This window comes from Streptomyces virginiae (genome assembly GCF_040638905.1).
In the GTDB taxonomy this organism is placed as follows: Bacteria; Actinomycetota; Actinomycetes; order Streptomycetales; family Streptomycetaceae; genus Streptomyces; species Streptomyces virginiae_B.
This window is the reverse complement of the sequence record NZ_JBEZYV010000013.1, coordinates 178,531-189,747: the sequence shown is the minus strand read 5'-3', so window position 1 is coordinate 189,747 and position 11,217 is coordinate 178,531. Positions and strand designations below refer to the sequence as shown.

Genomic DNA, 11,217 nt, shown 5'->3' with positions numbered 1-11,217 from the left:
ATCCGCAGCGAAAGAGGCCTCCGCTGGGGCGGCAGACCCCTACCCACCGCGGCCTGACCACCCAACCCGGCGAACCTTCCCGGTCACAGCACTAGAGGGAGTTCCGCTCCGCCGGCGAGCCGTCGGGCCCCATCGTGCGGACGTGCGGCGGCCCCGTGCGTCCATCGCCTCCCGCAGCGCCGCTTCCTGGGCTGCGGCGTCGGGGGCGCGCGGGTCCGACGGGGGCCGGTCCTTCCGGCCGTCGCGTCGCAACCCCTATGCTCGGATCTTCGAGGCGGGCTGCCTCGGCACCACCCGCCCGGAGGACACGGCGTGACGACCACCATCAGCCGGTCCGGCGCGTCCCGGGCCGCGCGTCTGGTGACCGACGGGCTCGATCCCAAGACCTGGATCATCGCCGACACCCTCCTCATCGGGTGGCACACCGGCCGCCTCACGGGGGTCGCTTGGGGACTTCTCGGCTGCCTGTTCGCCGCCGGCATTCCCCTGGCCTTCATCAAGTACGGCATCCACCGCGGCCGCTGGGCCGACCGGCACGTCGGGCAGAGGCCTCAGCGCATCCTCGTGATGGCCTTCGCCGGCACCTCGGTGGCCACCGGCACCCTGCTGCTGTGGCTCTTCGGCGCCCCACGGCCGATGATCGCGCTGATCGCGGCGATGCTGGTCACCCTGGCGGCCCTGCTCGCCGTGACCCCCGCGTGGAAGATCAGCGTGCACGCGGGCGTGTCCTCCGGGAGCGCGGCCATGATCGCCATGACCTACGGGCCCCGGCTGCTCCTCGCCTATCCCCTGGTCGCCCTCGTCGGCTGGTCCCGGGTGCGGCTGCGTGACCACACCCCCGCCCAGGTCCTCGCGGGGGCGGCGCTGGGCGGAGCCGCCGCGGCCGGCACGTTCGCCCTGCTCCGCTAGGACACCCGGCGTGAGCGCGGCCTGATCGGATCGGTTCGCGGCGGTCGGGTGCGGGCTGGGTGGCCGCTGCCAGGGTTGGAGTCGAAAGGAGGCCTCGTGATCTCGGCACTCAACCAGCTCGTCGACCTCGTCGAGGAGCACCTCGCGGAGGATCCCGATGTCCACGGACTGGCGGGGTCGCTCGGCACGACCGAGTACCACCTGCGCCGGATGTTCTCGTCGCTGGCCGGCATGCCGCTGTCGGAGTACGTACGCCGCCGGCGCATGACCGTCGCCGCCGCCGACGTCGTCCGCGGCGAGGCGGACCTGCTGGGCATCGCGGTCCGGCACGGATACGGGTCGAGCGAGGCGTTCGGACGAGCGTTCCGGGCGGTCCACGGCGCCGGTCCCGGTGACGTGCGCCGCGACGGAGGCCCCTTGCGCACACAACCGCAGCTCAGGTTCCGCCTGACCGTCGAAGGGAGCGTCCCCATGGACACCCGCCTCGTCAACCGACCCGCGTTCCGGCTGGTCGGACACGCCACCCGGGTCCCGCTCATCCACCAGGGCGTCAACCCGCACATCCGGGAGCACATCGCCGCACTGCCGCCGGAGGAACACCTGCGGCTGAAGGCCCTCGGCGACACCGAACCGCAAGGCCTGCTGCAGGTCTCCGACAACCTCGACCCCGACAGCGCGGAGGGCAGCGAAGTGACCTACTTGCACGGGGTCGCCCTCGGCCGGGACACGCCTGCCCCGGACGGCCTCGACGCCATCGAGGTGGTGGAGGGGATGTGGGCCGTCTTCCGTACCAGCGGACCGCATCCGCAGGCCCTGCAGACGACCTGGGCGGCGACCGCGACCGACTGGTTCCCCTCGAACCCGTGGCGCCTGCGACCGAGCCCCTCGATCGTCGCCACCCTCGACCGCGCGGCCGACTTCAGCACCGCGACCTGTGAGCTGTGGTTGCCCGTCGAGCCCACGTGACACCAACGGTGACCTGAGAGGATCCTGTGGAGCAGATCAGGGCCCGCGTCCGAGCCTCGGCCGCCGCCCGTCGGTAATCGGTGGTCCGGCCCGAAGGCCGTGGCCTACCTTGGCGCGATGGTGCGCGTGCGTGAGATGAACGAGGCCGACATCGAGGCCGTTTCGGCGATCCGGGTGCGGGGTTGGCAGGCGGCGTACGCCGGCATCGTTCCCCGGTCCTACCTGGACGCGATGACGATCGAGGACGACGCCGGCCGGCGGCGGGAGTCGTTCTCCCACGCCGGGCGCGAGTCGAGGGACCTCGTGGCGCTCGGCGACCGCGGCCCGGTGGGGTGGATCTGCTTCGGGCCGTCGCGGAACCGGGTGTCCGGCGAGGGGCGGGCGGGCGAGGTCCACGCCCTGTACGTGGCGCCGGACCTGATCGGTACGGGTGTGGGCCGCGGGCTCCTCGGCGAGGCGCACGCCGCGATGAAGGACCAGGGCTTCGGGACGTCGGCCCTGTGGGTCCTGCGGGACAACCGGCGGGCCCGGCACTTCTACGAACGGGCCGGCTACGCGGCCGACGGCGCGACACAGGACGACGTCTACGACGACGTCACCCTCCTCGAGCTCCGCTACCTGCGGGAGCTGTGACGGCGTGTTCGAGTACCACGGCTGGATCAGCGTCAGAAGAGCGCCGACGCCGACGACAGCGACCACGGAGACGTCCTTCTGGGACGGATCGCCGAAGCCGTCGTCGCGGCCCGGATCGAGGAGATCCACAGTCCCGGCCGGCCCCATCCGGCCCGTTCCGGCCCGGCGGGGCACGCGCCCTCGCCAGGGGCGGGCGCGGGCGGCAGAATCGGGCTCCGGCAGGGCGAGGGGACGTAGGGACGAGGGGACGGGCATCCGGATGGCACTGGGCACGAACACGGGCGGCGGCATCGGGGCGGGTACGGAGGTTCCGGCGCTCTCCGGGGCGCCGCTGCTCGGGTCGCTCCACGACCTGAAGTCGGACTCCCTCGGCACCTACCTGCGGGCACAGCAGCGGCACGGTGACGTCGTGCGGGTCTCGGCCGGGCCACCCGGGATGCGGGCCGACCTGTACTGCGTCTTCTCCCCCGAGGGCGTGCAGCAGGTGCTCGCCTCCGAGGCGGCCAACTTCCGCAAGGACAACGCCTTCTACCAGGAGGTCCGGGAGTCCTTCGGCAACGGACTGCTGACCAGCCAGGACGAGGACTACCTGCGCCAGCGCCGGCTCGTGCAGCCGCTGTTCACCCGGCGCCGGGTGGACGGGTACGCCGGGGCCGTCGCCGCCGAGACCGCGTCGGTCGTCACCGCCTGGGAGGAGGCTCTGGACGGCGTCGTCGACGTCTCCGACGAGATGACGCACCTCGCCCTGCGGGCGGTCGCCCGGATCCTCTTCGGCACCGACGTGGAGGCCACCGCCGAGGCCGTCGCCCGCTGCTTCCCGGTCATCACGGAGTACGTGCTGCGCCGCGGGTACTCCCCCGCCAACATCCCGCGCACCTGGCCCACCCCGGGCAACAGGCGGGCGGCCGCCGCGATGGAGGAGCTGTACGGGGTCTGCGACCGGATCATAGGACAGCGGCGGCGGGCCGGCGCAGACGCCTCCGGCGAGGACCTGCTGACGCTGCTGGCCGCCGCCCGGAGCTCGGACGACGGCGAGTTCGACGCCGCCGAGCTCCGCGACCAGGTGCTGATCTTCCTGCTCGCCGGGCACGAGACGACCGCCACTTCCCTCTGCTTCGCCCTGCACCTGCTGGCCCGCCACCCCGAGCAGCAGGACCGGGCCCGCGAGGAGATCACCCGGGTCCTGGGGGACCGTCCGCCGCAGGCCCGCGACCTGGAGCGGCTCCCGTACCTCTCGCAGGTGGTCAAGGAGGCCATGCGGCTGTACCCGGCGGCGCCGGTCATCGGCCGCAAGGCGGTCGCCGCCACCCGGATCGGCGGGCACGCCGTCCCCGCGGGCGCGGACGTGATCCTCGCTCCCTGGGTGACGCACCGCCGCCCGGAGCACTGGCCGGACCCTGACCGCTTCGACCCGGAGCGCTTCACCCCGGAGGCGGAGGCGGGGCGGCCGCGCTACGCGTGGTTCCCCTTCGGCGGCGGCCCGCGCGCCTGCATCGGGCAGCACTTCTCGATGCTGGAGTCGGTGGTGGCGCTCGCGATGATCCTGCGGGCGTACTCGTTCGAGGCGGTGGACACCGAGATCCCGGTCGGCGCGGGGATCACCCTGCGGACGGAGGGCCCGGCACGCTGCCGGATCCGCCGTCTGGACGGCCGGGTGGGGCCCCGCTAGACGGGCGCAGGAGGCAGGGCCACGGCCCGGCCCGGATATTGGGGTGCGGGCCGGCCGGGGCGCGCAATAGGGTCGATGTCCGTGGAACCACTCACCGAGAAACAGATCCGCGCATCCTTCGTGAACTGCACCAAGGGTGAGGCGGCGCGCATGCGCCTGCCCCTCGACTTCGCCGAACTGCCCTGGGAGGACCTGGACTTCCTTGGATGGGTGGATCCGGGGGCGCCGCTGCGGGCCCATCTGGTGCTGCCGCGGGAAGAGGGCCCGCTGGGGATCTCCCTGCGCGTGCCGTCCGTGGGCCGCACCAGCGCGGTGAAGTCCAGCCTGTGCCAGATCTGCCTGACGGGGCACGCCTCCTCCGGGGTCACGCTGCTGGCCGCGCCGCTGGCGGGCGCCCGCGGCCGCGAGGGCAACACGGTCGGCACCTACATCTGCGCGGACCTGGCCTGCTCCCTGTACGTACGCGGCAAGCGGCAGCCGAAGCTGCGCGCCGGCCGGCAGGAGGAGTCGCTGACCCTGGAAGAGCGTCTCGCACGCATGGAGGGCAACCTGAGCGGCTTCGTGTCCCGTGTCACCGGGGTCACGGTCGCCTGACCCGCCGGAGGAGTATCGGCGGCCGGCGGCTCAGAGGCGCTCGGCCGCCGGTTTGTGGTTGCCCTGAAGGCGTTCGAGGTCGGAGGGGCGCACCTGGATGACGAACAGCGCGATGGCCGCGCCGACCAGGGTGAAGAGGGCCGCGACGACGAAGGCCGTACTGATGCCCGAGGTCAGCACCTGGTCGCCCCAGGGCTTCGGAAGCTGGCCGGTGCGTTCGAAGAAGGCCTTCTGCACGGGGCCGGCCGTGGCGAGGAAGTCCGGCACCTGCTCCTTGGCCTCGTTGCGGCTGGCCGTGCCGAAGACGGTCACGAGGATCGACAGGCCGAGCGAGCCGCCCACCTGCTGCGTCGCGTTCAGCAGTCCGGATGCCGCTCCCGACTCCCGGTCGGAGACGTTGGACAGGGCCATCAGGGTCAGCGAGACGAACTGCAGGCCCATGCCGAGCGCGAAGAACAGCATCGGGCCCAGGATGCTGCCGAGGTAGGTGGAACGGGCGTCGATCTGGGTCAGCCAGGCCAGTCCGGCCGCCGAGGACAGCGCGCCGCAGACCATGAACGGTTTGGGCCCGAACTTCGGCAGCAGTTTCGCGGTGAGGCCCGCGCCCACCGCAATCACCGCGCTGACCGGGAGGAAGGCGAGGCCGGCCTGGATCGGGCTGAAGCCGAGCACGTTCTGTACGAAGAGGGTCAGGAAGAAGAACATGCCGAAGATCGCGCAGGCGAGCATGAGCATGATCCCGTAGGTCCCGGCCCGGTTGCGGTCGGCGAACATGTGCAGCGGGGTGATGGGCTGCGGCGACCGCCGCTCGTTGAGGACGAACAGGGTCAGCAGCACCACGGCCGCGCCGAAGGAGCCGAGCGTCACCGGGTCGCGCCAGCCCTCCTGGGAGGCCCGGATGAAGCCGTAGACGAGCGCGACCATGCCCACGGTGGACAGCAGCGCGCCCGCGAAGTCGAAGTGCCCGGGGTGGCGTTCGGACTCGCGCAGGACCTTCGCGGCCAGCACGGCGATCACGAGCGCGATGGGGACGTTGACGAAGAGGACCCAGCGCCAGTCGAGCCACTCGACGAGGATGCCGCCCGCGAGGAGTCCGATCGCACCGCCGGCCGCCGAGACTCCGGCGAACACGCCGAACGCCCGGTTGCGGGCCGGGCCTTCACGGAAGGTGGTGGTGATCAGGGCGAGGGAGGTCGGCGAGGCGATGGCACCGCCGACGCCCTGGAGGGCCCGTGCGGCCAGCAACTGGCCCTCGTTCTGGGAGAGACCGCCCAGGAGGGAGGCCAGGCCGAAGAGCAGGACGCCGAAGATGAAGACGCGTTTGCGGCCGAGGATGTCGCCGATGCGGCCGCCGAGGAGCAGCAGACCGCCGAAGGCGAGGGTGTAGGCGTTGACGACCCAGGAGAGGCTCTCGGTCGAGAAGTTCAGGGCGCTCTGGATGTGCGGGAGGGCGATGTTCACGATCGTGATGTCGAGAACCACCATGAGTTGACAGGACGCGATGACGAACAGGGCGAGTCCGTTGCCGCTTCCTCGGACCGTGCCGTCGGTCCGTTTGCTGCTCGGCGTTGCGTTCGGGTCCACCTTCTCGACGCTAAGCCCGCTCCACCGGCGTCACCACTCGAACGGCCTAGTGCAGGTGACATTTCACATGTCACACTACGATCATGGATGACTTCCTCAGGCTCTCCGCGAGCACGGCCCGATTCACCTACGGCGCCCCGCGGGCACTGGCCTTCGGGGACGGCGGCAGGCTCCTCTGGTTCCTCCGGTCGAGCGGAGGAACCGACGCCTTCGACAGCCTCTGGGTGCTCGACACAGCCACCGGTGAGGAGATCCGGCTTGCCGATCCCCGGGAGCTGTGCCCCGAGCCCGGCCCGCTCCCCACCGCCGAGCGCCGGCTGCGCGAACGCACCCGGCTCGTCGCCGCCGGGATCGGCTCCTACGCCCTCTCCGGCGACGGGCGCCGCGCCGCCTTCGCCCTGTACGGACGGCTCTACGAGGTCACCGCCGACGGCGCCGGGACCCTGAGGGAGATCCCCGCCGCCGGGCCCGCGCTGGACCCGCGGCCCAACACCGACGGCTCGCGCACCGCCTACGTCGCCGACGACGCCCTGTACGTCGCCCCCGGCGGGCGGGTCAGCCCCGACGACGGGGCCCGCTGGGGCCTGGCCGAATTCGCCGCCGCCGAGGAACTGGGCCGCTCCCGGGGCCACTGGTGGTCCCCCGACGGGAGCACACTGCTCGCCGCCCGCGTCGACGAATCCGCCCTCCAGCGCCGGTGGTTCGCCGACCCCGCCCACCCCGAGCTGCCGGCCGAGGACTTCGCCTACCCGGAGGCGGGCGGGCCCAACGCCGACGTCCAGCTGTGGGTGCTCGGGGAGACCCGGACACGGATCGACTGGGACGCCGAGACCTACCCCTACGTCTGCGACGCCGGCTGGGAGTCGGCCGAGGAAATCCTCCTCACCGTCCAGGACCGGCTCCAGCGGAACGTCGTCCTGCTCTCCGCCGACCCGGCCACCGGCCGCACCCGGGAGCTGTCCCGCACCACGCACCCCCTGTGGGTCGACCCCGACGTCACCGGCACCCCCTGCCGCCTTCCCGACGGGCGGATGCTGACCGTCACCGACACCCCGAGCGGCGGCGCGCGCGGCCTCGCCCTGGACGGCGTACCGCTCACCGGCGACGGCATCCAGGTCCGCCGCGTGGCGGGGGTCCACGAAGGCCGACTGCTGATCGAGGCGGCCCTGCGCGACCCGGCCGAGCAGCAGGTGCTGCTGCTCGACACCGCCACCGGGGACGCGACCCCGCTCGCGGACGGCCCCGGCGTCCACAGCGTGACCGCCTCGGCCGGGTACCTGCTGCTGACCTCCGCCGACGCCGACGGCGTGCGCCGCGTCGTACGCACCCCCGACGGGCGGGAGTTCACGCCCGCGGACCTGTCCCGGCCGCTGCCGTACCGGGTCGCCCCGGTCCTGGAACGGGTCACCGAGCACGCGATCCCCACCGCGCTCGTGCTGCCCCGCGGGCACGTCGCCGGCCGGAGGCTGCCCGTCCTGATGGACAGCTACGGCGGCCCCTGTGCCCAGGACGTCACCGCCGACCCGCGCCGCTGGCAGCACCGCCAGTGGTGGGCCGACCAGGGCTTCGCGGTGGTGACCGTCGACAACCGCGGCACCGCGTACGTCTCCCCCGCCCACACCCGGGCCATGTACCGCGGCTTCTCCCAGGTCACCCTTGACGACCAGGTCGCGGCGCTGCACGCACTGGCCGCCCGCCACGGCGACCTCGACCTCGGCCGGGTCGGCATCCGCGGCTGGTCGTACGGCGGCTACCTGTCGGCGATGGCCGTCCTGCGCCGCCCCGACGTCTTCCACGCGGCGGCCGCCGGGGCCGCGCCGACCGACTTCCGGCACTACGACACCGCCTACACGGAGCGGTACCTGGGCCTTCCGCAGGAACACCCGGACGTCTACGAACGGGACTCGCTCCTGCCCGACGCCCCGAAGCTGTCCCGCCCGCTGCTCCTGGTCACCGGCCTGGCCGACGACAACGTCCACCCCTCGCACACCCTGCGCCTGTCACAGGCCCTGACGGACGCGGGCCGCCCGCACCAGCTGCTGGCCCTCCCCGGCGTCACCCACATGACACCGGGCGGCACCCGCGAGAAGATCATGGCGCTGGAACTGGACTTCTTCCGCCGCGAACTGGCCTAGTGCGGCCCCAGCACTAGGGGGTGGGGAGGAGGTCGGCGACGAGGTCGGCGAATTCCCCGGGGCCGAGGATGCGGATGCCGAGCTCTTCGGCCTTGGTGCGCTTGGAGCCCGCCTTCTCGCCCGCCACCAGGAGGGTGGTCCGCTTGGACACCGACGACGATGCCTTTCCGCCTGCCCGTTCGATCAGCTCGTTCATCTCGTTCCGGGACAACTGCGCAAGGGGGCCGGTCATGGAGCCGGTCACCACGACGGCCTGTCCGGCCAGCGGGCCGTCCACCGGGCCGTCGCCGTCGCCTCCGTCGCCGGCGGGCTTCTGCGGCTCGGTGACCTGCGTGCCGACCTGCTGCTCCTGGAGCTTGTCGAGGAGCGGGCCCAGTTCGACGAGTTCGGCCGCGATGACGCGGGCCTTCTCGGTGCCGATGCCGTCGACCCCGGCCAGCGTGTCGGCGTCGGCGGCCCGGATCGCGGCCATCGAGCCGAAGTGCGCGGCGATCCGGCGGGACATCGTGCGACCGGTGCCGCGGACACCGAGGGCGCAGAACACGCGGCTCAATGCGGCCCCGCGGGCGGTCTCGATCGCGGCCAGAAGGTTCGCGGCGCTGGTCTCACCCATGCGCTCCAGGCCGAGGAGCTGCTCGCGGGTCAGCGTGAACAGGTCGGCGACGTCCTTGACCAGACCGGCCTCCACGAGCTGGATCGCGCGCGTGCCGCCGAGTCCTTCGATGTCGAGCTGGTCCCGGCCGGCGGCGTAGACCACCGAGGCCACGGCCTGGCAGCTCCGGCCGCGCACGCACCGCCACCGCTGCTCGGAGGTGTCGATCGCGTCCCCGCAGCGGGGGCACGCCTCGGGGAACACGATCGGTCTCTCGGCGCCGGTGCGCTGATCGACCATCGGTGCCTCGACCCGGGGGATCACGTCGCCGGCCCGGTACACGAACACCTGGTCGCCGATCATGAGCCCGCGCCGGGTGATGTCGGAGGGGTTGTGGAGCGTGGCGTAGGTGACCGTCACCCCGTCGATGACCACGGGCTCCAGGACCGCGCGCGGGGCGATGATCCCGGTCCGGCCGACGTTCCACTCCACCGCCAGCAGACGCGTCACCTTGTGCTCGGCCGCCAGTTTCCGGGCCACCGCCCACCTCGGGGCGCGCGAGCCGTTGCCGGCCTGCCGCTGGTCCTGCGCCGTGTCGGCCTTGACGACGACACCGTCGATCCCGAACGGCAGGTCCCCGCGCAGCCCGGCGATCACGTCGATGCGTTCCTGCACCTGCTCCACGGTCTCGCACCGCATCGGGGCGGCGGCCGTGCCGGCGGCCGTGTTCGCGCCGAGCGCGGCCAGCTTCTCCAGCAGAGCGGCGTGGCCGAGGTCGTCCAGGCCGATCGCTCCGTAGGCGAAGAAGGTCAATTCGATCCGGTAGGGGCGGTCCTTGGCCCGCAGGGTGCCGGCCGCTCCGCTGCGCGGGTGCGCGAAGGGCGTGGCGGTGTGGGCGAGCCGGATCCGGTTGGCCTCCTCGAACTGCGCGGTCGTCAGCAGTACCTCGCCGCGCAACTCGACGTCGATCGGCTCGGTGAGGACCGGCGGCAGACCGAGCACGGCGTCGGCGGCGTGGGTGATGTCCTCGCCGGCCGAGCCGTCGCCGCGGGTGAGGACCTGGACGAGCCGGCCGTCCCGGTACCGGGCGGCCACCGCGAGGCCGTCCAGCTTCGGCTCCACACACCACCCGGACACGGGGTGCCCGAGACGCCGTTCCAGCCCTGCGGCCCACTCGGCGAGCTCGTCGGCGTCGAAGACGTTGTCGAGGGAGAGCATCGGCACCGAGTGCGGCACGTCACCCTGCACGGCCCCGGCCGCCACCTTCCCGGTCGGCGACTCGGCAAGCGCCTCGTCCGGATGGGCCTCCTCGTAGGCCGCGATGGCGCGCAGCAGCCCGTCGTACTCGTCGTCACCGAGCGGGTTGGTCCCGTCGCCGTAGTAAGCGGCCGAAGCCGCCACGGCGGTGGTCACGGCCTCCGCATAGGCGGCAGGAGAGAGCAGGGCACTGTTTTCGGTCATGAAGGTCATCATGCTGCCCGGCACTGACAACGCCACCGCCCGACCGCCTCGCGACGCCCGCCCGAGCCGCGCCGCGGTGCCGCGCGCTCCCCCGGACGCACCACCTCGTGACCTGCGCAGATGCTGCTCGTTCCGACATATGGCCCGATTCCTGCCGGCCGGCTCCGAGGGGGTATCGTCCCCCGGTCACGGACGGCAATCGACGTCATCCGTTCAACCCGGGGAAACCGACATGACTGATCTGGACTCGCTGCGGGCGAGCCTTGCGTCGGGTGAGCACGAGTTCGCCGACACCTTGGCCTTCGTCACCGCGCGCTACGACTACCAGCCGCAGGCGTTCCGCAACGGAGGACTGGAGAACGCCGCAGGTGAGAACGAGGGTTCCTGCAAGACGCTGGGACTGGCCCTGCTGGAGGGGCTGAGCGACCACGAGGCACTGCAGGCCTTCGGCGAGCACTACCGCAGCGTGCTGGCGACACCGGACGGCACTGACCACGGCAACATCCGCAACCTCATGGCGCACGGCCTGGCAGGGGTGCGCTTCGCCGGGCAGCCCTTGACCCGCAAGAGCTGACCGGCGAAGGCATCGGACGCCCCGCGCTGGGGAGTGTCGTCAAAGTGGCGTCGGCCGCCCGGAGGGCGGGGCCGGCGGGGCTTGGAGCGTGCGTGCCGGG

Annotated in this window: 9 protein-coding genes; 7 read left to right on the top strand and 2 right to left on the bottom strand. The window is 72.6% G+C overall.

Annotated elements, in window-relative coordinates; all coding sequences use genetic code 11:
* Window positions 1-312 precede the first annotated feature (312 nt).
* From AB0F82_RS20575 to AB0F82_RS20555, 5 genes are all read left to right on the top strand, one after another.
* Window positions 313-909: a phosphatase PAP2 family protein gene (locus AB0F82_RS20575; protein WP_362629648.1), complete on the top strand. Its 597-nt coding sequence runs from the start codon at window positions 313-315 to the stop codon at window positions 907-909.
* Between the two features lie 96 nt (window positions 910-1,005).
* Complete coding sequence (locus AB0F82_RS20570) at window positions 1,006-1,875, top strand: AraC family transcriptional regulator (protein ID WP_362629645.1); 870 nt, start codon at window positions 1,006-1,008, stop codon at window positions 1,873-1,875.
* A 117-nt stretch (window positions 1,876-1,992) separates the two neighbouring features.
* Window positions 1,993-2,508 carry a GNAT family N-acetyltransferase gene (locus tag AB0F82_RS20565; RefSeq protein ID WP_362629642.1) on the top strand — a complete coding sequence of 172 codons (516 nt, stop codon included), beginning with the start codon at window positions 1,993-1,995 and terminating at the stop codon, window positions 2,506-2,508.
* Window positions 2,509-2,767: 259 nt separating this feature from the next.
* Entirely contained in the window at window positions 2,768-4,177 is a 1,410-nt protein-coding gene (locus AB0F82_RS20560; protein ID WP_362629639.1) for a cytochrome P450, read from the top strand.
* Window positions 4,178-4,258: 81 nt separating this feature from the next.
* The gene (locus AB0F82_RS20555; RefSeq protein ID WP_362629676.1) at window positions 4,259-4,771 is read left to right on the top strand and encodes an FBP domain-containing protein; all 513 of its coding nucleotides are present in this window, start codon (window positions 4,259-4,261) and stop codon (window positions 4,769-4,771) included.
* Window positions 4,772-4,801: 30 nt separating this feature from the next.
* On the opposite strand, the gene AB0F82_RS20550 is transcribed toward AB0F82_RS20555, so the two are convergent.
* Entirely contained in the window at window positions 4,802-6,355 is a 1,554-nt protein-coding gene (locus AB0F82_RS20550; protein ID WP_362629635.1) for an MFS transporter, read from the bottom strand.
* Window positions 6,356-6,438: 83 nt separating this feature from the next.
* On the opposite strand from AB0F82_RS20550, the gene AB0F82_RS20545 reads away from it, so the two are divergent.
* Entirely contained in the window at window positions 6,439-8,490 is a 2,052-nt protein-coding gene (locus AB0F82_RS20545; protein WP_362629633.1) for a S9 family peptidase, read from the top strand.
* A 13-nt stretch (window positions 8,491-8,503) separates the two neighbouring features.
* Here the strand turns inward: AB0F82_RS20545 and ligA are convergent, their stop codons facing one another.
* The gene (gene ligA, locus AB0F82_RS20540; RefSeq protein WP_362629673.1) at window positions 8,504-10,552 is read right to left on the bottom strand and encodes an NAD-dependent DNA ligase LigA; all 2,049 of its coding nucleotides are present in this window, start codon (window positions 10,550-10,552) and stop codon (window positions 8,504-8,506) included.
* A gap of 223 nt (window positions 10,553-10,775) precedes the next feature.
* Between ligA and AB0F82_RS20535 the strand changes: the two genes are divergently transcribed.
* Window positions 10,776-11,117: a HopJ type III effector protein gene (locus AB0F82_RS20535; RefSeq protein WP_362629630.1), complete on the top strand. Its 342-nt coding sequence runs from the start codon at window positions 10,776-10,778 to the stop codon at window positions 11,115-11,117.
* Window positions 11,118-11,217 lie beyond the last annotated feature (100 nt).

Excerpts from the sequence above, each read along its gene's own strand:
- AB0F82_RS20560 (WP_362629639.1), top strand. The coding sequence starts at position 2,768 with ATGGCACTGGGCACGAACACGGGCGGCGGCATCGGGGCGGGTACGGAG.
- AB0F82_RS20545 (WP_362629633.1), top strand. The coding sequence starts at position 6,439 with ATGGATGACTTCCTCAGGCTCTCCGCGAGCACGGCCCGATTCACCTAC.
- AB0F82_RS20565 (WP_362629642.1), top strand. The coding sequence starts at position 1,993 with ATGGTGCGCGTGCGTGAGATGAACGAGGCCGACATCGAGGCCGTTTCG.
- AB0F82_RS20535 (WP_362629630.1), top strand. The coding sequence starts at position 10,776 with ATGACTGATCTGGACTCGCTGCGGGCGAGCCTTGCGTCGGGTGAGCAC.
- ligA (WP_362629673.1), bottom strand. The coding sequence starts at position 10,552 with ATGACCTTCATGACCGAAAACAGTGCCCTGCTCTCTCCTGCCGCCTAT.